Here is a 23,131-nt window from a genome sequence, read left to right on the forward strand (position 1 = left end):
GTCGCACATGAATGACGAGTCGGCCAGGCTCTTCGAGATGGTCACGCCTCTGTACGAGGTGAGTGACGTGGTGGACTGGACCGCAGTGGAGGCGGACTACGGCCTTGCGTTTCCCGCCGACTATAAAGAGTTCATCGACCGGTTCGGTGCCGGAACGCTCGATGACGGAATCTTCGTCTCGGTTCCGCGCGTCGGTCAGCCCCCTGCCCCGCTGACGGTGGGCCGGTTGCCGGCGGACGCACTCCAGGAGGGGGGCATGCTGGCCTGGCAGGATGCCTCTCGCCCTGACCGCCCGGACCTGCAGGACATGTTGGTGTGGGGGCAGACCAACGGAGCCGACGTCCTGTGCTGGGTGGCTGATGGACCGCATCCGGACACCTGGCGAGTAGCCGTGTGGGCGCGTCACGGCGGCGGGTGGGCCATCTACGACTGCGGCATGGTCGAGTTCCTCGCCAAGGTCCTTACGGATGGCTTTCATGCCTTCCCTCTCAGTGATGCATCACTGAGAGGGGTGGAGTCGGCCCCTTTCCTGAATCTCGAAGCCGAGAACCGGCTGATGGACGAGGGCATCGACCCCTGGACGGGGAAGCCGGCGCCACAGATGTGGGATTTCGACTGACCGTGGTCTTGACGAGCGGACATGAGTCCCGAGTCGTCACCTGAAAACGCGAAGGCCGTCGGGGCGACCCGGCGGCCTTCGCCGTTCCCGGTGCGGCAGGGGCGCGCCCGCTGCACCCTACATCTGGCACAAGCGGCACGGTCCTGTCCGCGCTCGGCAGGAGGCTTTGGGGCCTGCCTTGGTGGACCGTCTAGTGGACGCGACCATTCGCTGACGGCCGCCCGCACCCGTTCCACCGCCACCATTACCGGGGCTGCGCCTGGCCGGCCGGCTCCGGCCGAAGCCGGCTGCAGTGCCGCGCGGCTCTACGGACAGGATCGACATGGTCAGACTCCTCAAGATCAGGACCGAGTGACGCCGACGGGCACGAGTTGCCCCGGCCAGCAGGACCGTCCACACGTTGGTGGCGGTGGCCAGTGCGCCAGCAGCGAGGGCGGGGAAGGGGGCGGCTGCCGGAGACGAGCCAGGTTGAGGTCTGCTGGGCGCGGGCCTGCAGCTCGGGGGGACAGATCTGCTGGCATACCGAGCGCTCGGTGGTTCCCGCGCAGACGGCCGCCGCGAGCTGGAGTCCGCCCGCGACCGCGAGGGCAAGCAGCCAGAACGGCCCGGGCCCGGGACAGGAGCGGCACGCTCATCAGCGGTTACATGGCGAACGCAGCGAGCAAGACCCGTCCGGGCTCGAACCGGCGGACGATCTTCGGTGCGGCGAGCGCCCCAGCCAGGCATTCGGCGCCGGACACCCCCTTGATCACCTCCGCGGCGATGCTTCGCCGCGTCCTAGTGGATGTCGGAGCGGGGCCGCACGGATCCGGGACGCGCACCATGCCGAGAGTAAGTAGGAGGCGGTGTCCAGGGCGAAGTATCGCCCGGGTCCGACCACGACAGCCCAGGTAGGTGCCGGCCGTGTCGGTGGCGCCGAACGCTGCCCGATCCGGGAGTTGGCCTGCTGGAGCAGCCCGGGCTCGACGAGCTGGGGAAGGATGGAGACGGCCGCGGTCTGGTGCAGCGCCGTCACGGCTCCCGGCGCCAAGGCCACGCCGTACAACACGGGCATGGACAGCGTCCCCAGGACCGCGGTGGCCGGGATCACCGCGACCACTGCGGCCGCCGCAAGATCGGTCAGGACCAGACCGTCTTCTTGTCGTGCCGGTCGATGACCGTCCCGGCCGGCAACGTCAGCACGAACGTGGGCAGCTGGACGAGGAAGGAAAGGCGTGCGATCTGCCCCGGGGGGCCTTGAGATGGAGGATCGCGAGCGCAGGCAGCGCTACGCCGTGCACGGCCGTCCCGACCAGGCTCGTGCTCTCGCGGGTCAGATAGGCGCTGAAGGACCGGCGGCCCAGCAGGGACACCTTGCCGGCCGGCGGGGTGACGGCCGGACCGGGACAGCCACGCCCCAACTGACTCCGCCCGCCGTGCTGGTGAAGGCGGCGGCCCGTGGTGAACACGCCCACGGGCGGTCCGCCGCAGTTGCGGCCGTACCCCGGCCAGCACCTGCCGTCGCCGCCTACCCCGACACCTAGGGTCCGTCTTCAAACTGATCTTGCCCAGAGCAGGAGTGATGCGAGTGTGACCGCTGCTTCGTAGGAGGTGACGGTCTTCTCGTAGCGGGCGGCAATGCCGCGGAAGGTGGAAATGTCGTGGATGAGGGGCCGGCCACCGCGGTGGGCGAGCCGGGACCGTTGGTCCACTGGGGGGATGTCGGCGGATCCGACGGGGCGGTCCTCGCATGGCTGCCCGCGGTGTCCTATGTACGGCATCTGGTCAGTGACCTGGTGTCAGATCTATCGTGAGGCAATGACGGCAGGCTGCGCGGGGGTGCCCGGTGGGGTGGAGCGGGGCGAGTCGGGGACGACGGACGTGGTGCTGCGGGCGGGCGGCGGCTCCTGGCGCACCGTGCCGCGCTCGCTGGGGAACGCCGCGCTGACCGCGCTCGGTACGGGCCTTCTCGGGCTTGCCCTCGTCTTGCCGGTGGCGGTGATCGTGCTCTTCTCCGGCGCCGGCTGGGCCATGGTGGGAGTGGTGGCCCTCTGGATGGTGTCGGCGGCCGTCGCGGCGGGCTTCGCGGGCGCACTGGCCGCGGCCTGCTTCCGGGTGTACCGGATCAGGTTCTCCGCCGCAGGCGATCCCCCCGGGGTGCGCCTGGTGCGCGGCCTGGGGAGCGGTCCGTGGCGGCTGGCGGAGGATCCGGACCGTCTGCGCCTGGAACTGGAGATCGAGGAGCCGTACGCCGGGGACCCCCTCCCCGCCACCCGCGTCCTCACGCTGCGCCTGATCCGGGACGACTCCGACGTCTGCCGGGCCGTACTCCCACTGGACATCGACGCCCGACAGTTCCTCACGACCTTGGAACAGGCCCTGGGACCGGCCGTCTTGCTCGAACTTCACGTCAAGCGGATCACCCGTCCCGCGCCCCGGCTGCGCCCCCGCCGGGGTGGGCCTTCCGGCATCGGTATCAGCGGCGCCGGGGGCTACAGCTGCGGAGGCGGCAGCGGATGCGGCGGTGGCGGGGGCGGCTGAGCGGGACGCTCCGTGGGAAGGGGGCTGTGTAGCGCCCTCAGTAGGTTTCCTGGGCGGGCCCGGGACTGAGGGCGAACAGGGAACGCGTACCGGTGATGTCCAGGACCTGCAGGGTCTGGTCGGAGGCGCCGCACAGTTTGAGGGTTCCGCCTTCGGCGTGGGCGCGGTGGCGGAGCCTGAGGAGCATGTTGAGGGCGGCGGAGTCCATGAACGTCACGGCCGACAGGTCTACCAGAAGGGTCTGGCCCTGTAGGGGGAGCGCGTCGGTGGTTTCGGTGACGCGCGGGCAGGTGTTGATATCGAGTTCACCGGTCACGAACACGACGAACCGGCCGGTTTGCCGCGTGACGCCCACGTCGAAGGAGCGCATGGTTGGATCTGCCGTTCGGGATCAAAGCCCATTACGGCCGGCTCCCCGAAATGTGGGGCGGACAAGGCCGTCAAGCGCCGGCGCAGGGGCCGGGCACAGCCGAGCGGGACCACCCGCACCACCCGCCGCTCACCTTCGGTGACCACACTGGAGCCCGGGGTCTCCCACCAGACCAGGCTGGGTTGCCCCTGGATCTCCTGTTCCAGGCGCAGGCGGTCCGGATCCTCCGCCAGCCGCCACGGACCGCTCCCCAGGCCGCGCACCAGGCGCACCCCGGGGGGATCGCCTGCGGCGGAGAACCTGATCCGGTACACCCGGAAGCAGGCTGCGGCCAGTGCGCCCGCGAAGCCCGCCGCGACGGCCGCCGACACCATCCAGAGGGCCACCACTCCCACGGTGGCCCAGCCGGCGCCGGAGAAGAGTACGATCACCGCCACCGGCAGGACGAGGGCGAGCCCGAGAAGGCCCGTACCGAGCGCGGTCAGCGAGGCGTTCCCCAGCGAGCGTCGCACAGTGAGCCAGGAGGCGCCGCCCGCCCGCAGCACCACGTCCGTCGTCCCCGACTCGCCCCGCTCCACCCCGCCGGGCACCCCCGCGCTGCCTGCCGTCATTGCCTCACGATAGATCTGACACCAGGTCACTGACCAGATGCCGTACATGGGACACCGCGGGCAGCGGTGCGACGCGGGGGCCGATCCGGCCGACTCCGGGTATCACGTCGGGGTCGACGTGGCGGGTTGTTGGCAACGGTCACGGCGCGGCCCACTTTGCCCGCGCTGCACCCCGAACTTGGACGTTCTTCACGTCCTCCCAGCCGCTGCGGGGCGGTCCTCCCGGCGGGCGGCTGACAGGGCGATCAGCCGCCCGGGGTGGTCCCGGCCGGGATGATGACGAGGGTGGCGGCGTCGCCCGGGGAAGGGACCGTACGGCAGTACGCGCAAACCGGCACCGTCTCGAACATGTGCGAAGTCTGGGCCTGTGGTGGCTGGGAAACCTACTCAAGACGGCATATGGGCAGGCCCGCCGGGCGACTTCGCGCGGTGGTGGAATTCAGCCTCCGACGTGGATGCCGGGGCGGCGGGCGGGGTCGGGTTCGTGTTTGCGGATGATCTCGCGGGTGACGGGGGCGGTGTCGCCGCGGCCGAGGAGGAAGTAGCGGAACATGTGGGTCAGGGGGCTGCCTTCCGCCCAGGCGAAGTAGCAGTGCGGCTGCACGCCGGTGGTGTCGCGCAGGGCGAGGAGGATCGCGGCGATTGCGTTCGGGGCAGCGGAGGCTTCGGCGCGCAGGATTCGGTACCCGTCGACCTCGATCCCGTGGACCGTGAGGGTTTCGCTGAAGTCCGAGGGGTCGACGACGTCGATCTCCACGAACATCACGTCGGCGGGACCGGGTACCGGGTTGTTACCGCGCTGTTCGCGTTCCTTGTCAGCGTACTCGGCGCCGTCGCCGGCCTGGCGGCGGTTGGCGATGATGCTGATCGCGTTGTCGTAGGCGAGGGTGTCGGTGATGAACTGCCGGGCCATCGGGTCGAAGACGATGCGGTCGGCGCGCAGTTCGGTCGTCCGGGCAACCCGGGAGATCAGGGAGATCACGATGATCCCGGCAATGAACAAGCCGGAGATGGTGATGCCGTCGGGCTTGTCGACGATGTTGGCCACCAGGGCGTAGAGCAGCACAGCTGTGAGCAGGGTGAAGCCGTAGGTGGTCGCGCGCTGGCGGCGGCGCAGGGCCGAGACCGTGACGGCGAAGGCGCCGGAGACCATCATGGCGAGGATTCCGGTGGCGTAGGCGCCGGCCTGGGCGTTGACGTCGGCGTCGAAGGCGAAGGTGATGGCGACGCAGACGGCTGTGTAGACCAGCACGACGGGGCGAACGGCGCGGCCCCACTCAGGGGCCATGCCGTAGTCGGGCAGGTAGCGCGGGACGATGTTGACCAGACCTGCCATCGCGGAGGCGCCCGCGAACCACAGGATGAGGATGGTGCTGATGTCGTAGACGGTGCCGAAGGCTTCTCCGACGTGCTCGTGAGCCAGGTAGGCCAGAGCGCGGCCGTTGGCCGCCCCGCCGGCCTCGAACGCCTTGTGCGGGATGAGGACCGTGGTGACGAAGCTGGCTGCGAGCAGGTAGACGCTCATGACGGCCGCAGCGGTGGTGAGCAGCTTTCGGGAGTTGCGGATGCGGGACTGCAGCCGCTGCTCGGCGTCCTCGCCGTCGGAGGCGATGAGCGGCATCATGCTCACCCCGGTCTCGAAGCCCGACAGTCCCAAGACCAGAAGCGGGAAGGCCAGCAGTGCGGGTCCGGCCAGCTCGCCGAGTCCGCCTCCGCCGTCCATGAGCGCGTCGGTCCACGCCGACCAGGCGCCCGGCGAGGTGACGACGTCGACCACGCCGACGGCGATGGTCACCGCGTTGAGCAGCAGGAAGACGGCGACCAGGGGGATCGCGACGCTGACCGCTTCACTGAACCCGAGCAGGAACACCCCGCCGAGCAGCAGCAGGAGCGCCACCGTGATGGCGACCTCGTGGCCGTGCAGGGCCCGCGGGAAGAACGGGTTCTCCACCACGTGCACGGAGGCGTCCGCCGCGGACAGTGTGATGGTGATGATCCACGAGGTGGCGACGAACCCGAGCAGCACCAGGACGAACACCTTGCCCCGCCAGAACGGCAGCAGGTCCTCGAGCATCGCCACCGACCCCGCACCGTGCGGGCTCTCGCGGGCGACGCGCCGGTACATCGGCAGCATCCCCAGCAGGGTCAGGGCCACGATCAGCAGGGTGGCGAGCGGTGAGACCGCACCCGCCGCGAGACCGGCGATCGCCGGGACGTAGGCGAGGCTGGAGAAGTAGTCCACTCCGGTCAGGCACATCACCTTCCACCAGGCGTGCGGCTCGCCGTGTCCCTCGCCGGCCGCAGGTCCGACCGGTTGTACGCGGTGGCGGAGCAGCCACTGCGCCAGACCGCCGGTCGGTGGTGCCTCCCGGGCAGGGCTCTCCACCACTTCTGGCACGGCCAGATCGTTCACGTCCGTCATGTCCCCCATCAACCCTTCCAACTCGCCCGGTCCACCGGTTCGATGGCCCGGCAACGATGACCGAGTATGGGGTCTGCCGATGTCGCCGCCCTCGGCGGGGTCCTGCCGTGCGGCTCCGCGTCCGTCCCGGCCGGGACGGACGCGGAGCCGCCGACTACTCACTGGAAGTGGGGGCGCCCGGTGTCAGGCGTTCTCGGAGCGGCGGCGCTTGAGGAACCACCAGGCACCGGCGATCACCACGATGACGAGGACTCCGATGCCGATCGGCAGCGCGGGAGAGGTGTCTTCCTTCTTCTCGGCTGCCGGAGCCGGAGTCGCGGAGGCTTCGGTCGGCGGCTGCGTGGACGGCGCGTTGGAGGGAGGAGCGGACGACGCCGCGGCGCTCGGGCTCGTGCCGGGGCTGACCGGCTTGGCGCCCGGCGCCGCTGCCTTCAGCTTGAGCACGGGGGCGGGGCTGGCCTCGCCGCCGGACTTGTCGGGCTCGATCCAGCGGTCCACCCGGTTGTCGCTGTAGGTCTGCAGCGTTTTGAAGGCCAGCGACGTGGCGTCCGGGAGCTGGCGGACGGTGACGGAGTACGCCGCGTCCTTGCCGGGAGCGAGGGCGGGTCCGGAGACGGCGTATCCCCGGTCTGTCGGGGCGAGCGTCCAGCCGTCCGGGCCCTTGCCGTACGTGACTTCCGTGGGCTTGATGCCCTCGGGCAGGACCACTTCCAGCTTGGTGATGCCCGCGGAGTCGGACTCGGACTCGGCGGTGAAGTCGAGGGTGACGTGTTCGGCGAGGGCGCTGGCGCCCTCCGCCTCGACTTCCACGTGGGCGGAAGCCGGCGAGGCGAGGGCGAGGCCGGCAGCGAGGGCGACTGCCGTCATCGCGGCGGAACGGCGCGCGGTGCGCGCGGAGGCGAAGCGGGGCACGGGTGACTCCCATGATGGTGTGGGCGAAGGCTGGCACGTGGAAACGCGCCTCGGGATCAGACGGCGAGAGCGAGCTCGGCAGTCGGAGGGCCCCTTCGCGCCACGGCGTACGCCAGCATCGAGGAGTGGCACGTGTGCCCTGTGGTCCGTGCCCGGAACGGTCGGACGACGTGCGGGATGAACGGGGCCGTTCCGGCCGGGACCAGTGCCCGGAACCACTGGGCTAGTGCCCCGTCGAGCCGATCGGCCACCGTGCGGCACGCGGAATCCGCGCGTTGCAGACACCAGGCCACCAGGAGAGCCGTCGCCACGTGCGCGGTGAGCATGAGCACCGCGCTGTGGTGGCCGGCGTGCCAGGTGTCGTGAGCGGTGGAGGGAGGGCCATGGACGTGGATCGCGTGGGGGTGCGGGGCCGTGTGCGAGTCCGTCCGGCTGAAGACCATGTGCAGTGCGACCTGCGCCGTTCCGGTCAGGGTCATGACCGAAGGCAGCGACCGTGCCCGTCGTATGAAGGGGAACGAGAGCAGGAAGAGCAGCCCGGACGCGAGGAGCGCCGTCTGCCAGGACGCGGAGTGCGCGGAGGCCACGTGGTGCCCGGCGAGCCCGAGTCCAGTGCCGGAGCCGGTGAAGGCCAGCGTGCGTGCGGCCGTGACCGGCACGCCGTCCACCGGTTCCGTGCCGGTACGGCATGCGGTGCGGGCGTCGGCTGTCCGTGGCATGGCGGCACCATCATGCGGCATGACCGGTCCGCCGCGTGGCCCGGATCGAGATCTCTCACGGTATGCGCAGGCGTGGTGCGAAATCGTCGTCAGCGCGATCCGGACGACGCGTGCTCGGCGCGATCGGGCCAGCGGCGGTGGTGCTGGTCGATGACGTAGTGGTGGCCGTGCTGCCAGCCGCCCGAGGCCGGGTGGGCGTCGGTGAGGTGGGGGTGGCCCGGGGGCAGGTCCGGGTGGACGTGTTCCAGCTCGGACGGGTCGCGGGCCGGCCAGATGAAGACCGCGGCGGTCGCGGAGGCCAGGGCTATGACGCCGAGGACCACGGCGGTGATGGGGAGCCCGGCGCCGGCGGCTAGCCAGCCGGCCAGCGGGTAGGTGAGCAGCCAGCAGCTGTGGGAGAGCGAGAACTGGGCGGCGAAGGCGGCGGGCAGGTCCGCATCGCCCGTGGAGCGGCGGATCACCCGGCCTCCCGGGGTCAGTACGGCGGAGCACGCGGCCCCGATCGCGGCCCAGGCGACCAGGACGACGAACCAGGACCACGAGCCGACCGCCGAAGCGGTGAGGCCGGCGACGGCGGCGAGGATCACTGGCAGGGCGAACGCGGCCGGGAGCATGACGGCGCGGTCGGTGAAGCGCCGCAACAGGCGCGGCAGCAGCAGAGCGGTGATCATCGAGCCGGCGCCGTACGCGCCGAGGGCGAGGGACACGGCGCTGGCGGTGCGCTCGAAGTGGTCCCGGACCATGACGACCGTGTTGACGAAGACGATGGCTCCGGCGGCGGCGACCGCGAGGTCAAGGGCGAGCAGGGCCCGCAGGCGCGGCGTCGCCCAGAACAGCCGGGTGCCGAACGCGGCCTTCGCGTACACGCCCCCGGTGCGTTCGATCGGGGCGGGCTTCGGCAGCACCGTGGCGACGACGAGGACCGCCGAGGCGGCGAAGCCGAAGGAGGTCCCGATGAACAGCCAGTTGTACGAGACTAGGGTCAGCAGGGCAGCGGCCAGGGCCGGACTGAACAGGCTCTCCAGGTCGTAGGCGAGCCGGGACATCGACAGGGCCTGGGTGTAGTCCCGCTCCGCGGGAAGGACCTCCGGGATCGTGGCCTGGAAGGTCGGTGTGAAGGCCGCCGACGCCGCCTGCAGCAGGAAGATCAGGACGTAGATCTGCCATACCTCGGTGACGAACGGGAGGGTCACGGCGACGCCGGCGCGGGTGAGGTCCATCGCCACCATCAAGGTGCGCCGGGGTATCCGGTCGGCGATCGCGCCGACAACCGGGGCAATGGCTACGTAGGCGATCATCTTGATCGCCAACGCGGTGCCGAGGACCGCGGAGGCGTTGTCCCCCGCGATGTCGTACGCGAGGAGGCTCAGGGCGACGGTCGCCAGTCCCGTACCGACCAGGGCGAAGACCTGGGCCGTGAACAGGCGGCGGTAGGTGCGGTTCCGCAGTACGTAGAGCATCGGGCCCGTCCCGGTCGGCGGCATGGGGAGACCACACCAGCATAACCAAGATGTGCATACGTGTGCACATATTGATTGCAGAGCCAGCGGACGGCGGCCGGGGGAGCGGTCAGTCGTGGGGCAGTAGGGAGCCGAGCTGGTGGTCGGCGACGTTCAGGGCCTCCTCCACCAGCCGTCGCAGGTGCCCGTGCCGCAGGGCGTAGACGACCCTGCGGCCGTCCTTGCGGGTGGTGACCAGCCCGGCCAGCCGGAGCTTGGCGAGGTGCTGACTGACGGACGGGCGGGCGGCGCCGCACGCTTCGGTGAGAGTCGTGACGTCGGCCTCGCCCCGGCCGAGCTCGTCCAGCAGCGCGAGACGGGTGGCATCCGCGAGCAGAGCCAGGACCGATACGGCTGTGGCCAGCCGTTCCGTCTGCTCCTGCGAAGGGTGTGCATCTGCCACGTGCGTGCTTGCGCTCATGCGCACATATTAGGGCGGCCCGATGTGAATGACCGCAGTCGTGGGTGGCCCTCTTGTGCGCGCGGAACCCCCTACCGCTCTTCGGCCCGCCCTCGTCAGTGATCCAGTTCGCGCTGGACTCGTCGTGACGGCCGGAAGGCGTACAGGTCGAGGATGTCGGGCTCCTCGGCGAGGCCGGGGCCTCCGGCCCGGACCCACGCGGTGATCTCGGAGACGGCATCGGGGTCGTTGACCTCACCGAGCCAGACCGGCCGACCGCCGGCCTCGCGGCCCTCGGCGGAGGGCTGGACGACGATGACGCTTGCGCGCTCACAGGCGTCCAGGCAGTCGGTGCGCCGGACCATGGCGATGCCGGCCAAGGAGCCCCGCAGATCCGCGAGCTGGTCCGCGTGGTCCAGGTGTGCGACCTTCGGGGTGCCGCAGCAGCAGCCGCGGCAGACGGTGATGGTCGGGCGGGCCGACTCCGGCTCGCGAACGGCTTTGGCGGGGCGGCGGCTCATCGAGTACTCCGGTCCGGGTCGGCGGCGCGGCGCCAAGCCGCCTCGCGCAGCAGACGCAGGCCGTTGAGGCCCACGATGACGGTCGATCCCTCGTGCCCGAGCACGCCCAGGGGCAGCGGCAGATGTCCCACGAGGTCCCAGACCACCAGACCGGAGATGAACACGCCGGCGATCACCAGGTTCTGCACGACGAGACGGCGGGCGGCGCGGGACAGGGCGATCACGGTCGGGACGGTCGCGAGTTCGTCGCGGACGATGACCGCGTCGGCCGTCTCCAGGGCGAGGTCGGATCCGGCGCGGCCCATGGCGAGCCCGGTGTGGGCGGCGGCCAGCGCCGGGGCGTCGTTGACGCCGTCGCCGACAATCATCACCTTGAGGCCTGCCGCCTCCTGCTCCCGGACGGCGGCGACCTTGTCCTCGGGCAGCAGGGCGGCGCGTACGTCGGGGATGCCGACCTCGTCGGCCAGACGGGAGGCGGCCCGGGGGTTGTCCCCGGTCAACAACATGGGCGCCGTAGCGGTCAGGCGGGTGAGCGAGGCGACGGTCGCGGCGGCATCCGCCCGCAGCCGGTCCGAGATGCCCAGCACGCCGACCGGGGAGCCGTCCCGTACGACGAGAACCGCGGTCCGGCCGCCGTCCTCCAACTCCTCGACGAGTAGGCCGGCGAGGGTCGGCAGCTCTCCGTGAGATCCATCGAGGAGTCGGGACGGTGCGCCGATCTCGACCTTCCTGCCGCCGACGGTGGCCGTGACCCCGATCCCGGGGGTGGAGGTGAAGTCTTCCGCGGTGGCGATCCGAAGGCTTCGTTCGCGGCCGGCTTCGACGATGGCCCGCGCGAGCGGGTGTTCGCTGGGGTGCTCGGCAGCCGCCGCGAGCGCGAGCACGTCGTCCTCGTCCATGCCGCTGCCGGGCAGTGCGCGCACCACCCTTACCTGCGGGGTGCCCACGGTCAGTGTGCCGGTCTTGTCGAGGGCGACCATGTCCACCTGGCCCAGCCGCTCTATGACCACCGCCGACTTCACCAGCACGCCGTGACGCCCGGCGTTCGCGATGGCGGACAGTAGCGGCGGCATGGTGGCCAGGACCACCGCACAAGGCGAGGCCACGATCATGAACGTCATGGCTCGCAGCAGCGAGTCGGTCAGCCCTGCACCGAACAGCAGCGGAACCCCGAACACCGCCAGCGTGGCCGCCACGATGCCGACCGAGTACCGCTGCTCGACCTTCTCGATGAACAGCTGCGTGGGCGCCTTTGTCTCGGAGGCTTCGGCGACCATCGCCACGATGCGCGCGATGACGGACTCCGAGGCGCCGCGCTCGACCCGCACGCGCAGCGCCCCCGTGCCGTTGACCGTACCGGCGAAAACCTCGTCGCCCGCCCGCTTCCCGACCGGCAGTGGCTCGCCGGTGATGGTGGCCTGGTCGACCTCGCTGGCCCCCTCCAGCACCTGCCCGTCGGCGCCGATCCGCTCGCCGGGGCGGACGAGGATCGTGTCGCCGACCCTCAGGCCCTCGGTGGCGACGGCTTCCTCGCCGCCGACCTCGCGCAGCCGGGTGGCCGTGGCGGGGGCGAGGTCGAGCAGACCGCGTACGGAATCCTGGGTGCGGGCCGTGGCGAGCGCCTCCAGGGCGCCGGAGGTGGCGAAGATGACGATCAGTAGCGCGCCGTCCATCACCTGACCGATCGATGCCGCCCCGATGGCGGCCGCGATCATCAGCAGGTCGACATCGAGCGTCTTGTCCTTGAGCGCCTGAAGTCCGGCCCACGCCGGTTCCCACCCGCCCGCGAGGTAGGCGAGCGCGTACAGGGGCCCCCACGCCCAGGCGGGTGCCCCGGCCAGCTGGAGGGGCAGGGCGAGCAGGAACAGTGCCAGCGCGGCACCAGCCCAGCGGGCTTCCGCCAACGCGAACACCCGCGTCTTGCGCACCGGCTGCCGCTCCGGAGCTGCAGCCGGTGCGCGGTCGGACGGCGTGGTCAGGAGGGAAGGCATGACGAAGAACCCTTCACGGGCAGGGGGCGGCTACTTCTCACCGTACAGGAATGAATGAACATGTCTTCATGTGTCTTCGGTAGGATGGCCCCATGGGTCACGGAGTCGACGACAAGAACACCGCGTCAGCTCGCGAGCGCCTGGACGCAGCGGGGGCCGGGGACGTCGCGGCCACGCTCCAGGCACTGGCGACCCCGTCGCGTCTCTACATCCTGGCTCGCCTACAGGAGGGCCCCTGCTCGGTGGGCGACCTCGCCGAGGCGGTCGGCATGGAGCAGTCGGCCTGCTCCCACCAGCTGCGCCTCCTGCGCAACCTCGGCCTGGTCACCGGAGAGCGCCGAGGCCGGTCCATCGTGTACGCCCTCTACGACCACCACGTCGCCGAACTCCTCGACCAAGCCCTGTTCCACGTCGAGCACCTGCGGCTCGGTATCCGCGACGCCCCCGCCGTCGAGGCGCTGCAGTAAGCAGGGTCGTTGGCCCGGTGGCTGCCCACCCAGCCGGTGATGTGGCCGAAGGAGGGGAGCGGCGTGATGGATATGGTCGGCATGGCCGCCGCCCTCGTCGCCACGCACGCCACCGCCGTCGGTTCGCTCGATTTGCCGGCACCGGTCCAGCTGGTGGCCGCAGTGGTGGCCGGGTTCGGTATCGGCCTCGTCGCCGCGATCATGGGCGTCGCGGGCGGTTAGCTCCTGATCCCCACGATCGTGCTGCTGTACGGAGCCGACATCAAGCCGGCGGGAAGTCTGTCCCTGCTGGTCTCCCTGCCCACCATGCTCGTCGCCTTCGCCCGCTACAGCCGCGACGGCAGCTTCGCCGTCGTCGGCGCCAACCTGTGTTTCGCCGCGCTCATGGCCACAGGCTCGATTTCCGGAGTTCTCCTCGGCGGACTCTCCTTGAGGTGATCCCCGGCCTCGTCCTCATCCCCGCACTCGCGATCATCCTCCTGGTCTCTGCGGTCAAGGTCACCGGCCACCGCTGATCGGATGAGATGCGTATGTCGGCCGGGGTGTGGCGGTTCGCCGGGTCGCTGGGCATCTGAACATCCACTAGTCTTGACTTTGTGTGCACGATTGGTCGCAGAGTGTTGACGGCGCTGGTGATGGCGCTGCTGACCGTTGCCTTCTGCACGGCGGCCGGGTCCCCCGCACACGTACACACCCTGTCTGGGGCCGAGGCTTCCGCCTTCGTCGTGGCCGAGCTGACCGGCGCCGCAGAGCTGTCCCACCCGGACGACCCGACCGCCCCGCACCAGCCGGGTGACCACTGCTCGCGTGAACGGACCGAGCCGTCCTGGACCGGGGCCGAGGGCCCGTTGCCCACTGGACGGGCGACCCTCGCCGGGGCCGATCCGGCACAGCCCCGTGACCCTTCCGGGCCCCATCTCGACATGGGCGGCGGACCGCCAGGTCTTGCCTGCACCAACACCCAGTCCTGCCTCTGTCTCTGGCGCATCTAGAAAACCGCCGAACGGACCGCCCTGACGCGGCGGTCCCTCACCCCCGCCTGCCCGTATGCCAAGGGTGCGGGTGAGTCGCCGCTGCCCGGCACCCGGCGCATCACGCACCAGAGAGCAGACCCATGCACGATTCCTTCACGGCCGTCGCGACATCCGACGGCGGCCACTCCCTCCAGGCCGCCGTCGGCAACACCCCGGTCGTCCGCGTCTCCGACCCCCTCACCCCCTCAGGACGAGGCTTCTGGGCCAAGCTCGAAGGCTTCAACCCCGGGGGTATCAAAGACCGCCCCGCGCTCCACATGGTGGCGCGGGCCCGCGCCCGGGGTGAACTGCGGCCCGGAGCCGAGATCATCGAGTCCACGAGCGGCACGCTCGGCCTGGGGCTCGCCCTCGCGGGACAGGTTTACGGACATCCCGTCACCGTCGTCACCGACCCAGGACTCGAGCCCGACGTGCAGCGCCTGCTGTGTGCCCAGGGTGCCCAGGTGGACATGGTGGAAACCGCGCACGCCAGCGGCGGCTGGCAGGAGGCCCGACGCCTGCGGGTGCGTGAACTCCTGGCCGAGCGCCCAGGATCCTGGTGCCCCGATCAGTACGCCAACCCCGACAACGTCGGTGCCTACGCGCCGCTCGCCCGGGAGCTCGTCGCCCAGCTCGGCCGGATCGACGTTCTGGTGGTCAGTGTCGGAACCGGAGGGCACTCCGCCGGCATCAGCCGGGTCCTGCGCGTGCACTCGCCCCGCCTCAAGGTCATCGGGGTGGACTCCACCGGCTCCACGATCTTCGGCCAGCCCGCGCGGCAGCGGCTGATGCGCGGCCTCGGCAGCAGCATCCACCCCCGCAACGTGGCCTACGGCCAGTTCAGCGAGGTCCACTGGGTGGCCCCCGGCGAGGCCGTCTGGGCGTGCCGCAGGCTCACGCGCTCCCACTACGTATCCGGCGGTTGGAGTGTCGGGGCGGTCGCGCTCGTGGCCGCCTGGGCCGCCCGTACCCACTCCGCGGACACCCGGATCGCGGCCGTCTTCCCGGACGGCCCCCACCGCTACCTCTCCACCGTCTACAACGACGACTACTGCCGTCGGCACGACCTCCTGGGCGTCGAACCGGCCGACGACCCCCTGGCTATCACCCACCCCACCGAACTCGAAGCCGTCACGTGGACCCGCTGCCGACGCGTTCTCGACCCGCTGGCCGTGCTCGGAGCGGAGGCCCGCCGATGAGCGCGGCCGTTCTCAGGCAGGTCCGCAGCTACGACCGCAGCGTTCAGCTGCTGCTGCTCAACCAGTTCACGATCAACCTGGGCTTCTACATGCTGATGCCGTACCTGGCGCAGCACCTGTCCGGGGACCTGGTCCTGTCCGCGTGGGTGATCGGGCTGATCCTGGGCGTACGCAACTTCAGCCAGCAGGGCATGTTTCTCCTCGGCGGCACCCTCGCCGACCGCTTCGGCTACAAGCCGCTCATCGTCGCCGGCTGCACCCTCCGTACGATCGGTTTCGCCGCGCTCGGCCTCGTCGACTCGTTGCCCGGCCTGCTGGCCGCATCCGCGGCCACAGGCTTCGCGGGAGCCCTCTTCAACCCGGCCGTGCGCGCCTACCTGGCCCGCGACGCCGGTGAACGGCGCATTGAGGCGTTCGCCCTGTTCAACGTCTTCTACCAGGCCGGGATCCTGGCCGGCCCGCTCATCGGGCTCGCCCTCACGCAGGTCGACTTCTCCCTGACCTGTCTCGTCTCGGCAGGTGTCTTCGCGGTTCTGACCGTCGTGCAACTGCGCTCCCTGCCGCAGGCGCGTGGCACCGACACCGGCCCGAGCGAGAGCGTCCTGCGCCAGTGGCGCACGGTCGTCGCCAACCGGCCGTTCCTGTACTTCGCCGCCGCGATGACCGGCTCGTACGTCCTGTCCTTCCAGGTCTACCTGGCCCTGCCGCTCGCCCTGCGCGAGTCCGCCCCGCCCGGCATCGCCACGACGGCCGCCACCAGCGCCCTCTTCGCGGTCTCCGGCCTGGCCACGATCTTCGGCCAGACCCGCATCACGGCCTGGTGCAAGGAGCGGTGGTCCTCCAGTCGTTCCCTCACGGTCGGGCTGGTCGTGATGGGGGCCGGGTTCCTGCCCATGCTCATCCCCGTACCGGAATCCGGCATCGGCCGCCTCGCCGGCGGCACCCTGCCCGCGGTACTCAGCGGACTGCTCCTCGCCCTGGCGACGATGATCGTCTATCCCTTCGAGATGGACACCATCGTCGCCCTCGCCGACAACCGGCTCGTGGCCACCCACTACGGCCTCTACAACACCATCTGCGGCATCGGGATCACCGCCGGAAACCTCCTCACCGGTGCCGCCCTCGACGCCGCCCGCCGCGCCGGAGTCCCGGCCCTGCCCTGGCTCTTCCTCACCGCCCTCGGCGTTGCCTGCGCCCTGTCCGTACGGGGCCTGGGGCACCGTACGAAGATCGCCGGCGCAGGCAGCGCCGAAGCGCGGCGCGAGCAGCGAGGCGCATCGAGCCCGCTGTGAGGTACACCCCCAGGGACCGATGCGCGCATCGGCCCCTGGGGGTGGCTGAGATCAGACCTTCAGGTCTGACTGGATCGCGCGACGCTCCCCGACCGGTGCGGACTATGCCGGAGCGTAGAGCGTGGCAAGCGGCTCGGGGCCGGCGTACCGGCGGCACGAACACTGCCGGCTCTCTTCTGAGGCAGGGTCCGCGGTCGGCACGGACGCGTAGCACAGCGCGTCCCGTGCGTCGTGGCAAGCAAGGTGGTGGGCACAGCCGCATATGCGTTTCCGGCCCGCTGAGGGCCCGCGCCTTCGCCTCACGCCGCCCGCTCGTCGCCTTCTTCAGCTCTGTGTCGGAGCGAGGTCAGTCTCGGGAGGAGCCGAACAGGATCCCGTACGCGACGAGCAGGACGAGGGGGTCCTTCGATGGCCGCGGCCCATGTGGTGAGGTCGAAGAAGTGCCGTTCGATCGGCCTGTCGAGTAGCACTTCGGACAGTCAGCCGTCGATCAGCGCCCCGACGATGCCGATGGCCGTGGTGCCGGCGACGCCGCCGGGGTCGCGACCGGGCATGAGGAGCGTGGCCAAGGTTCCCGCGAGGAGACCGAGGGTGATCCAGCTGATGATGCCCATCGTGGTGGCTGCTTGCGTACGGGTCTCAAAGGGGGTCAGTGCTGCGTGGTGCCGGGCGTGTCCTGGCCGGTGTGGGTCACGGTGCCCTTGATGACGGGCGAGTCGGGCGGGGTGCCAGGCTGCGCGACGGGCGCTTCGGAGGTTCCGGAGTCGCCCTTCATGGCCCGGGCTTCGCTCTTGAGGATTCGGGCCGACTTGCCCATGGACCGGGCGAGCTCCGGGAGCTTCTTGGCGCCGAAGACCAGGACGATGATGATCAGGATGATGGCGATCTCGCTGATGCCGAACACGGTGCGTCTCTCCTGGATGGCGGCCGACGTGGCCTGCTGTTTTGCGCGGGTGGAGGGTGTGTCGGCGGGGCGTGGACCACGGCGGTCCGTGGTGCCTCGGCGGCTGAGGTTCTACAGGTGTCCGGCGATCTTCGGGAGCAGGTCTTCGAAGGTTCGGCCGTTGGCCGGCTCTCCGATGGCGGACATGCGCCAGGTTCCGCTCGTGCGGTCGACCTTGGCCATGATCTGAGCCGTGTGCTTGCCGCCGCCAGAGAGCGTGTAGCGGGCCAGTTCCTCGCCGGTGCTCTCGTCCACGAGGCGGCAGAAGGCGTTGTCGACCTCTGTAAACGTCTGGCCTGTGAAGGAGTTGACGGTGAAGACCACTTGGTCGACGTGGACGGGTACGTGCTGGAGGTCGACGAGGATCGATTCGTCGTCGCCGCCCCGGCCCGCCCCGCCGGTGAGGTTGTCGCCCGTGTGCCGGACGGAGCCGTCGTTGCTCACGAGGTGCTGGAAGAACACGACGTCGATCACCTCCGTGCCGGCGAAGAGAACGGCCGAGGCGTCGAGGTCGACCTCGCGGGCGGTCAGCCGGCCGAAGAGACCCCGGCGCTGCGCTGCTTTCCAGCCCAAGCCCATGCGCACGACCCGGATCGGTCTGTTGCTGGCCTTGTCCAGGATGATCTCCTGGCCCTTGCTCAGGTTGATGCTCACGGCCTTCTCCTGGTGTTCGGATCGTTGAGGCGTCCTGTGAGGTGCCGCCGCGGCGCCTGAATCTACATGACTGTAGTAGCAGGTCAAGGGTGTCGTGCCGGGTCGTGGTGAAGGTGCTGTGTGGGCCTCGGGCAGGCGGTCGCCGCATGGCGACCGCCTGCCCGAAGGGTGAGGGCGTGGAGCTTCAGACGCCGACGCCGTAGTCGGCGGCGATGCCCGACAGGCCCGAGGCGTAACCCTGGCCGACGGCGCGGAACTTCCACTCCTCGCCGCTGCGGTAGAGCTCGCCGAAGACCATGGCGGTCTCGGTCGAGGCGTCCTCCGACAGGTCGTAGCGGGCGAGCTCGGCGCCGCCAGCCTGGTTCACGACGCGGATGAAGGCGTTGCGGACCTGACCGAAGCTCTGGCCGCGGTTCTCGGCGTCATGGATGGAGGCAGGAAAGACGATCTTCGTGATGTCCGTCGGCACCGTGGCGAGATTGACCTTGATGGCTTCGTCGTCGCCCTCACCCTCGCCGGTGAGGTTGTCGCCGGTGTGCTCGACCGAGCCGTCCGGGCTCTTCAGGTTGTTGTAGAACACGAAGTGCTGGTCGGAGGGGACCTTGCTCGAGTCCCCGACGAGAAGAGCGCTCGCGTCCAAGTCGTAGTCCGTGCCGGTGGTCGTGCGGACGTCCCAGCCCAGTCCGACCAGTACGGCGGTCAGGCCCGGCGCCTCCTTGCTCAGAGAGACATTGCCGCCCTTGCTGAGGCTCACACCCATGTCGACGTTCCTTCCGTGTGTCGGACCCCCGGCGTGGACGGCCGAGGTGCTTTGTCGTGCAGTCCGGAAATCTACATGAGTGTAGAAGTAGAGTGTGCGGTGAAATGCGCTGACACGGCTGGGTGTTGGCGATGTGGCGGGTGACCGTTGGGGGGCCCATGTCGGGTGAGGACTCGGTGAGCTGGGAGTCGGCGGTGCTGGTCGGTGGACCCGCCGAGGGTGTGCGTGTCCGGGTGGTCGGCCGACCGCCGGTGTTGCAGGTGACCTTCCCGTGCGAACTGGAGGCTGCCGCGGATGCCGTAAGGGTGGACGCCCTATACGTGTACCGCCGAGATGTGCGGCAGCCCGCCGACGGGGAGGAGCTGACGTACGGCTTCGACGGAGCCAGTCCCTGAGGGCGCTTCCAGTCGGAGAGGCGTGCGGCTCGTGAGCTCAGCCCTGTGGGAGGGCTGAGCCGGGTATCACTCCCTTGGAGACCTGCTCGATCATGAGCTGCACGACGGCCAGCACGTCGCGATCGCTCACGGAGTAGACGTTCCGACGTCCCTCCCGTCGGGCCCGGACGAGGCCGGCGGATCGGAGCTGGGCCAAGTGCTGGCTGACGGTGGGTAGCGCACGTCCCACGCGCGCGCCGAGGTCGGACACATCGCTGTCCCCTTCCGCCAGGACCCACATGATATGCAGCCGGGGGGAGGAGGCGAGCAGGGCGAACGCCGCGGCGGCATGGGTGAACACCTCGTCGGAAGGATTCCCGGACGGCTCGCTGCGGGCTGATTCGGCCGCCCCGTTGCTCATCGGACACTCTCTCTGTCGATCGGACACAGGTCTGCGAAGCCGGAGCTGCGTTGTTCCATCTCGTGTGCTGTGTGTCGCGCGGTCACAGGATCAACCGAACAAGCCGGAATAGTCGCTGCCGACCGTCAGCGTGATCACCCGGGGAGCCGCGCTGGTGTTCGTCTCGGGACTGACGGATGTCTTGAGCTGGGATGCGAGGGTCTCGGCGTGCACTGCAAGGCCGGTCGGTGGATGGGTCACACGGGTGAGTTCTGCGAACCGCGGTGCGTTTCCGGTACCTGTCACGGTGTAACCGGCCGAGCGAAGTTGGCAGGCGACGGCCGCGGCCATGCCCGGCCTCCCCGTTCCGTTCAGGACCAGAACCTGCACGCTACCTGCGGCGACGGACGGTGCGGACGCGAGCTTGGCCTTGCTGATCTCCTCGTCCCTGGCCAGGGCGCTGAAGAGGTCGTGCGTCTGCGGGTACTGCCAGGAGATGTTGGCCTTGTCGGTGGGGATGTCGACTTCCCGCGGGTAGTTGGGCACGGTGACGAAGGTGAGCCGGTCCTCGGGGATGTCCCGGATCTTGGACGCCAGCCCGTAGAGCGGCCGGATCCCGGCGAGTGCCTTGTCCGTGGTGACGGACTTGGTCGCGGAGTCCAGGAAGCCGTACACGTCGCCCGGGCTGGTCAGCTTCTGTTGGGCCTTGGTCACGAGAGCTTGCATGAACTCTTGCTGCCGTCCGATGCGTCCGATGTCGGAGCCGTCCCCGACGCTGTATCGGGTGCGGACGTAGCCGAGGGCCTGCTCGTCTTTGACGACCTGGCACCCTGCGCCGAGGTCGAGGTGTGCTTTGACGTCGTGGATCGCCTTCGGGCGGCAGACTTCGACGCCGCCGAGGGCGTTGACCATGCCCTTGAAGCCCTGGAAGTCGAGCGTGATGAAGTGGTCCATACGCAGGCCGGTGTTGTGTTCGATGGCCTTGATCGTGCAGGCGGCTGCGCTGCCCACGTCGCCCCTGGCGCCACCGACGGCGAACGCCGAGTTGATCTTGAAATGGCGCGGGGCGGACTGGCTCCCGTCTCCACGGTCGCAGGCCGGCACCTCCACCCAGGAATCCCTTGGGAGCGAGACGACGGCTCCCCACTTCCGATTGGCGGCAATGTGCAGCACCATCAGCGTGTCCGACTGCATGGTGGCCAGGTCCTTGCCATATTTGGCATTGGCTCCATCGCGGCTGTCCGATCCGACCAGGAGGATGTTCTTGGCGCCCGGGCTCAGGCTGGCCGGACGGTCGCCGCCGAGCATGTCGTCGACGTCGGAAGCGCTGATGTTGCCGTCCAGTCGCTGATAGAGCCAGCCGCTGGCGCCCCCTGCGAGCAGCACGAGGCCGGCCAGGATCCCCATGAACCACAAGGTCACGCGCCCCCGCCCGGTCAGCCGAGGCTTCTGATGTCGCCGATTGCCAGGCACCGGCTTGCGGCGCGAGCGCGTCGCGCAAGGCTCCCCGCCCACTGACTGCCGCCTTCCCTCCGCTGGCCCGTGGGCCTGTCATCGCCGTACGCCCCCGTGCCGACCGATGACGCAGGAGTCAAGAATCTACAACGATGTAGAACCTTGGTGGTAGCGGGGGGCACGGCGGGAGAGGCACCGGGCTGCGTGCTGCCGCACGCCCCGGCGCACGATGCGTTCGAGTGTGACGCTGGGCGGTTCTTGAGGTTAGTACGATGGACCCCACTTCGCGTGGAATCCGCGATCCCTGGACGGGAGGCTTGAGCATGACAGCCCGGCACAGCATGGGGGGCGCACTTTCCCCGCGACGAGGTCAGGGTGAGCTGGAGGCTCACGTCCTTGCCGTACTTGGTACTGCCCCGGGACCGGTGACCGCGTCCTGGGTGCAGGAGCGTCTCCCGGGAACTCTCGCCTACACCACGGTCATCACGATCCTGACCCGCCTGCACGCCAAGGGTGCAGTCGCCCGCGAACGTTCCGGCCGTTCCTTCGAGTGGGTTCAGGTGGCCGACGAAGCTGGGCTCGCCGCGCTGCGGATGCGCAAGGTCCTGGACGCCGAGGCGGACCGGGAGGCGGTGCTGACCAGCTTCGTCACCTCGCTCTCTCCGGGCGACGAGCAACTGCTGCGGGGCCTTCTCGCACAGGCTGATCAGGAAGGGGACGGCTGAACTCCCATGGGAGTCTTCGTCTTCCTGCCCCTCGTGCTGCCGTTCACGGCGTGGCCCATCGCGCGGCTGGCCGAGCACCACCTTCATCCGCGGACGGCAACCTGGCTGCTGTCCGCCATCGCCGCCGTGCTCGCGGTGTGCAGCACCCTCTGCCTGGCCCTTCTGATGGTGGTCGGCACCGCCCAGCTCCCCGGAAACCCGCTGCCCGACGGCTGGTCCGATCCGGAGGTACGGGATGCGGTGCCCTACGACGAAGTCGCGGGAAGAGTCGCCATCCCCGCCCTCCTGGCCGTTCTCGCCAGCTGCGCGGGCATCACCTGGCGCCACTTCCGCGTGAGACGTGAAGCCCTGCGCGCCCTCGCCGGGCTGCCCGACCGCAGTGTGGCCGTACTGCCCGACGACATGGCGTACGCCTACGCGCTCCCCGGAAGCCGGGACCGCATCGTGGTGACCGCCGGGATGCTCGCAGAACTCGACGGCCCCGAGCGCCGGGCCCTGTTCGCTCACGAACGAGCGCACCTGGCCTTGCGTCACCACCGCTTCCTGCTGGCCACGCAGCTGGCGGCGCGGGCCAACCCGTTCCTTCGCCCCCTGTGTACCTCGGTCGCCTACACGACCGAGCGGTGGGCCGACGAGGAGGCTGCGGCTGCGACGGGAAGTCGCCAGACCGTCGCCCGGGCCGTGGCCAAGGCTGCGTTGGTGACCCAGGGTGCCCCGTCAGTGACGCTCGCCCACTTCGCCGTGGGTCCTGTGCCGCGCCGGGTGGCTGCTCTCCTTGCTCCCGCCCCTGCCGCCCTGCGCTGGCCGCCTGTATTCACTCCGGCCGGCCTCGCCGCGTGGGGTGCCACGGCCGGCGCCGCGGCCTCCGCCCTGTCGTCTGCGAACGCCGCGTTCACCTTGTTCTTCATCCTGAAGGCGGCGACACCGTTGTAGGGGAGTGGCCGGTCCCCGACCCCGTGGGGGCCGGGGAGCAGGATCAGGCGCGGGCCTTGACCCGTTCGAAGGCTGCCACGCCCACGGCGGCCAGCCCGATCTGAATGGCCCACTCGATCCAGTCGATGCCCTTGGTGTCCGCGACGCCCAGGGCGGCGGCGATGACGGTGCCGACCAGTGCCGCCGCGATGCCGATCGCGATGGTCCACAGGAATCCGATGCGCTGACGGCCCGGCAGAACCAGTCGCCCCAGGACACCGATGATGATTCCGATGAAGATCGCGCTGATGAGCCCGGAGATTTCCACTCCCGCTCCCTTCTGACTCGTTGTC

Annotated in this window: 26 protein-coding genes and 1 pseudogene; 11 read left to right on the top strand and 16 right to left on the bottom strand. The window is 70.0% G+C overall.

Annotation, left to right across the window (positions count from 1 at the left end; translation table 11 throughout):
• Positions 1 to 7: 7 nt before the first annotated feature.
• Both EES41_RS36005 and EES41_RS36010 read left to right on the top strand, forming a co-directional pair.
• A complete protein-coding gene (locus tag EES41_RS36005) occupies positions 8 to 619 on the top strand; it encodes a hypothetical protein (protein ID WP_100584009.1) in 612 nt (203 codons plus the stop codon).
• 1,797 nt (positions 620 to 2,416) lie between these two features.
• Positions 2,417 to 3,139, top strand: a complete 723-nt coding sequence (locus tag EES41_RS36010) for a hypothetical protein (RefSeq protein ID WP_164495649.1) — start codon at positions 2,417 to 2,419, stop codon at positions 3,137 to 3,139.
• Between the two features lie 37 nt (positions 3,140 to 3,176).
• Here the strand turns inward: EES41_RS36010 and EES41_RS36015 are convergent, their stop codons facing one another.
• From EES41_RS36015 to EES41_RS36055, 9 genes are all read right to left on the bottom strand, one after another.
• Entirely contained in the window at positions 3,177 to 3,455 is a 279-nt protein-coding gene (locus tag EES41_RS36015) for an STAS domain-containing protein (protein WP_254211699.1), read from the bottom strand.
• Positions 3,452 to 4,120 carry a hypothetical protein gene (locus EES41_RS36020; RefSeq protein ID WP_164496056.1) on the bottom strand — a complete coding sequence of 223 codons (669 nt, stop codon included), beginning with the start codon at positions 4,118 to 4,120 and terminating at the stop codon, positions 3,452 to 3,454. Before EES41_RS36020 ends, EES41_RS36015 begins: the two co-directional genes overlap by 4 nt.
• A gap of 439 nt (positions 4,121 to 4,559) precedes the next feature.
• Positions 4,560 to 6,542 (bottom strand): amino acid transporter, encoded by a 1,983-nt coding sequence (locus EES41_RS36025; RefSeq protein WP_123082906.1) that lies wholly within the window; start codon positions 6,540 to 6,542, stop codon positions 4,560 to 4,562.
• Positions 6,543 to 6,725: 183 nt separating this feature from the next.
• A complete protein-coding gene (locus tag EES41_RS36030; RefSeq protein ID WP_254211700.1) occupies positions 6,726 to 7,454 on the bottom strand; it encodes a DUF1775 domain-containing protein in 729 nt (242 codons plus the stop codon).
• Positions 7,455 to 7,510: 56 nt separating this feature from the next.
• The gene (locus EES41_RS36035; protein WP_164496057.1) at positions 7,511 to 8,173 is read right to left on the bottom strand and encodes a hypothetical protein; all 663 of its coding nucleotides are present in this window, start codon (positions 8,171 to 8,173) and stop codon (positions 7,511 to 7,513) included.
• A gap of 89 nt (positions 8,174 to 8,262) precedes the next feature.
• Positions 8,263 to 9,633 (bottom strand): MFS transporter, encoded by a 1,371-nt coding sequence (locus EES41_RS36040; protein WP_123082046.1) that lies wholly within the window; start codon positions 9,631 to 9,633, stop codon positions 8,263 to 8,265.
• Between the two features lie 109 nt (positions 9,634 to 9,742).
• Positions 9,743 to 10,093 carry a helix-turn-helix transcriptional regulator gene (locus EES41_RS36045; RefSeq protein WP_123082047.1) on the bottom strand — a complete coding sequence of 117 codons (351 nt, stop codon included), beginning with the start codon at positions 10,091 to 10,093 and terminating at the stop codon, positions 9,743 to 9,745.
• 95 nt (positions 10,094 to 10,188) lie between these two features.
• Positions 10,189 to 10,593, bottom strand: coding sequence for a (2Fe-2S) ferredoxin domain-containing protein (locus EES41_RS36050; protein ID WP_123082048.1), 405 nt, complete (start codon positions 10,591 to 10,593; stop codon positions 10,189 to 10,191).
• Positions 10,590 to 12,584: a heavy metal translocating P-type ATPase gene (locus EES41_RS36055; protein ID WP_123082049.1), complete on the bottom strand. Its 1,995-nt coding sequence runs from the start codon at positions 12,582 to 12,584 to the stop codon at positions 10,590 to 10,592. Before EES41_RS36055 ends, EES41_RS36050 begins: the two co-directional genes overlap by 4 nt.
• Before the next feature lie 92 nt (positions 12,585 to 12,676).
• Between EES41_RS36055 and EES41_RS36060 the strand changes: the two genes are divergently transcribed.
• The 6 genes from EES41_RS36060 to EES41_RS36080 all read left to right on the top strand — a co-directional run bounded on the left by EES41_RS36060 (position 12,677) and on the right by EES41_RS36080 (position 16,555).
• Positions 12,677 to 13,051, top strand: a complete 375-nt coding sequence (locus tag EES41_RS36060; protein ID WP_123082050.1) for a metalloregulator ArsR/SmtB family transcription factor — start codon at positions 12,677 to 12,679, stop codon at positions 13,049 to 13,051.
• A 63-nt stretch (positions 13,052 to 13,114) separates the two neighbouring features.
• Positions 13,115 to 13,273 carry a hypothetical protein gene (locus EES41_RS43420; protein ID WP_254211701.1) on the top strand — a complete coding sequence of 53 codons (159 nt, stop codon included), beginning with the start codon at positions 13,115 to 13,117 and terminating at the stop codon, positions 13,271 to 13,273.
• Between the two features lie 18 nt (positions 13,274 to 13,291).
• Positions 13,292 to 13,489 carry a hypothetical protein gene (locus tag EES41_RS43425; RefSeq protein ID WP_254211702.1) on the top strand — a complete coding sequence of 66 codons (198 nt, stop codon included), beginning with the start codon at positions 13,292 to 13,294 and terminating at the stop codon, positions 13,487 to 13,489.
• A 179-nt stretch (positions 13,490 to 13,668) separates the two neighbouring features.
• Positions 13,669 to 14,043, top strand: coding sequence for a hypothetical protein (locus EES41_RS36070; RefSeq protein ID WP_123082051.1), 375 nt, complete (start codon positions 13,669 to 13,671; stop codon positions 14,041 to 14,043).
• Between the two features lie 122 nt (positions 14,044 to 14,165).
• Complete coding sequence (locus EES41_RS36075) at positions 14,166 to 15,263, top strand: PLP-dependent cysteine synthase family protein (protein WP_123082052.1); 1,098 nt, start codon at positions 14,166 to 14,168, stop codon at positions 15,261 to 15,263.
• Positions 15,260 to 16,555: an MFS transporter gene (locus tag EES41_RS36080; protein WP_123082053.1), complete on the top strand. Its 1,296-nt coding sequence runs from the start codon at positions 15,260 to 15,262 to the stop codon at positions 16,553 to 16,555. Before EES41_RS36075 ends, EES41_RS36080 begins: the two co-directional genes overlap by 4 nt.
• A gap of 346 nt (positions 16,556 to 16,901) precedes the next feature.
• On the opposite strand, the pseudogene EES41_RS36085 reads toward EES41_RS36080, so the two are convergent.
• From EES41_RS36085 to EES41_RS36100, 4 genes and pseudogenes are all read right to left on the bottom strand, one after another.
• Positions 16,902 to 17,169, bottom strand: a pseudogene (locus tag EES41_RS36085) (GlsB/YeaQ/YmgE family stress response membrane protein).
• Between the two features lie 35 nt (positions 17,170 to 17,204).
• Positions 17,205 to 17,459, bottom strand: coding sequence for a Sec-independent protein translocase subunit TatA (gene tatA / locus EES41_RS36090; protein WP_123082054.1), 255 nt, complete (start codon positions 17,457 to 17,459; stop codon positions 17,205 to 17,207).
• 111 nt (positions 17,460 to 17,570) lie between these two features.
• Positions 17,571 to 18,152, bottom strand: coding sequence for a TerD family protein (locus tag EES41_RS36095; RefSeq protein ID WP_123082055.1), 582 nt, complete (start codon positions 18,150 to 18,152; stop codon positions 17,571 to 17,573).
• 184 nt (positions 18,153 to 18,336) lie between these two features.
• On the bottom strand, positions 18,337 to 18,912 hold the full coding sequence (locus tag EES41_RS36100) for a TerD family protein (protein ID WP_123082056.1): 576 nt from the start codon (positions 18,910 to 18,912) through the stop codon (positions 18,337 to 18,339).
• 158 nt (positions 18,913 to 19,070) lie between these two features.
• Here EES41_RS36100 and EES41_RS36105 point away from each other — a divergent pair, with 158 nt between their 5' ends.
• Positions 19,071 to 19,307 (top strand): hypothetical protein, encoded by a 237-nt coding sequence (locus tag EES41_RS36105; RefSeq protein ID WP_123082908.1) that lies wholly within the window; start codon positions 19,071 to 19,073, stop codon positions 19,305 to 19,307.
• Between the two features lie 37 nt (positions 19,308 to 19,344).
• Here EES41_RS36105 and EES41_RS36110 read toward each other — a convergent pair whose 3' ends face one another.
• On the bottom strand, positions 19,345 to 19,707 hold the full coding sequence (locus EES41_RS36110) for a metalloregulator ArsR/SmtB family transcription factor (protein WP_123082057.1): 363 nt from the start codon (positions 19,705 to 19,707) through the stop codon (positions 19,345 to 19,347).
• Positions 19,708 to 19,797: 90 nt separating this feature from the next.
• Positions 19,798 to 21,093: an LCP family protein gene (locus tag EES41_RS36115; protein ID WP_123082058.1), complete on the bottom strand. Its 1,296-nt coding sequence runs from the start codon at positions 21,091 to 21,093 to the stop codon at positions 19,798 to 19,800.
• A gap of 371 nt (positions 21,094 to 21,464) precedes the next feature.
• Here EES41_RS36115 and EES41_RS36120 point away from each other — a divergent pair, with 371 nt between their 5' ends.
• Positions 21,465 to 21,866 carry a BlaI/MecI/CopY family transcriptional regulator gene (locus EES41_RS36120; protein ID WP_123082059.1) on the top strand — a complete coding sequence of 134 codons (402 nt, stop codon included), beginning with the start codon at positions 21,465 to 21,467 and terminating at the stop codon, positions 21,864 to 21,866.
• Between the two features lie 6 nt (positions 21,867 to 21,872).
• Complete coding sequence (locus tag EES41_RS36125; RefSeq protein WP_123082060.1) at positions 21,873 to 22,799, top strand: M56 family metallopeptidase; 927 nt, start codon at positions 21,873 to 21,875, stop codon at positions 22,797 to 22,799.
• Positions 22,800 to 22,842: 43 nt separating this feature from the next.
• On the opposite strand, the gene EES41_RS36130 is transcribed toward EES41_RS36125, so the two are convergent.
• Complete coding sequence (locus EES41_RS36130) at positions 22,843 to 23,106, bottom strand: GlsB/YeaQ/YmgE family stress response membrane protein (RefSeq protein WP_123082061.1); 264 nt, start codon at positions 23,104 to 23,106, stop codon at positions 22,843 to 22,845.
• Between the last annotated feature and the right edge of the window lie 25 nt (positions 23,107 to 23,131).

The organism is Streptomyces sp. ADI95-16 (genome assembly GCF_003721495.1).
Classification (GTDB): Bacteria; Actinomycetota; Actinomycetes; order Streptomycetales; family Streptomycetaceae; genus Streptomyces; species Streptomyces goshikiensis.

Bases quoted from the DNA above. Each gene is read 5' to 3' on its own strand.
- EES41_RS36005 (WP_100584009.1), top strand. From the start codon at position 8: ATGAATGACGAGTCGGCCAGGCTCTTCGAGATGGTCACGCCTCTGTAC.
- EES41_RS36010 (WP_164495649.1), top strand. From the start codon at position 2,417: ATGACGGCAGGCTGCGCGGGGGTGCCCGGTGGGGTGGAGCGGGGCGAG.
- EES41_RS36020 (WP_164496056.1), bottom strand. From the start codon at position 4,120: ATGACGGCAGGCAGCGCGGGGGTGCCCGGCGGGGTGGAGCGGGGCGAG.
- EES41_RS36025 (WP_123082906.1), bottom strand. From the start codon at position 6,542: ATGACGGACGTGAACGATCTGGCCGTGCCAGAAGTGGTGGAGAGCCCT.
- EES41_RS36035 (WP_164496057.1), bottom strand. From the start codon at position 8,173: ATGCCACGGACAGCCGACGCCCGCACCGCATGCCGTACCGGCACGGAA.
- EES41_RS36040 (WP_123082046.1), bottom strand. From the start codon at position 9,633: ATGCTCTACGTACTGCGGAACCGCACCTACCGCCGCCTGTTCACGGCC.
- EES41_RS36045 (WP_123082047.1), bottom strand. From the start codon at position 10,093: ATGAGCGCAAGCACGCACGTGGCAGATGCACACCCTTCGCAGGAGCAG.
- EES41_RS36050 (WP_123082048.1), bottom strand. From the start codon at position 10,593: ATGAGCCGCCGCCCCGCCAAAGCCGTTCGCGAGCCGGAGTCGGCCCGC.
- EES41_RS36055 (WP_123082049.1), bottom strand. From the start codon at position 12,584: ATGCCTTCCCTCCTGACCACGCCGTCCGACCGCGCACCGGCTGCAGCT.
- EES41_RS36060 (WP_123082050.1), top strand. From the start codon at position 12,677: ATGGGTCACGGAGTCGACGACAAGAACACCGCGTCAGCTCGCGAGCGC.
- EES41_RS36075 (WP_123082052.1), top strand. From the start codon at position 14,166: ATGCACGATTCCTTCACGGCCGTCGCGACATCCGACGGCGGCCACTCC.
- EES41_RS36080 (WP_123082053.1), top strand. From the start codon at position 15,260: ATGAGCGCGGCCGTTCTCAGGCAGGTCCGCAGCTACGACCGCAGCGTT.
- EES41_RS36100 (WP_123082056.1), bottom strand. From the start codon at position 18,912: ATGGGTGTGAGCCTCAGCAAGGGCGGCAATGTCTCTCTGAGCAAGGAG.
- EES41_RS36105 (WP_123082908.1), top strand. From the start codon at position 19,071: ATGTCGGGTGAGGACTCGGTGAGCTGGGAGTCGGCGGTGCTGGTCGGT.
- EES41_RS36110 (WP_123082057.1), bottom strand. From the start codon at position 19,707: ATGAGCAACGGGGCGGCCGAATCAGCCCGCAGCGAGCCGTCCGGGAAT.
- EES41_RS36115 (WP_123082058.1), bottom strand. From the start codon at position 21,093: ATGGGGATCCTGGCCGGCCTCGTGCTGCTCGCAGGGGGCGCCAGCGGC.
- EES41_RS36120 (WP_123082059.1), top strand. From the start codon at position 21,465: ATGACAGCCCGGCACAGCATGGGGGGCGCACTTTCCCCGCGACGAGGT.
- EES41_RS36125 (WP_123082060.1), top strand. From the start codon at position 21,873: ATGGGAGTCTTCGTCTTCCTGCCCCTCGTGCTGCCGTTCACGGCGTGG.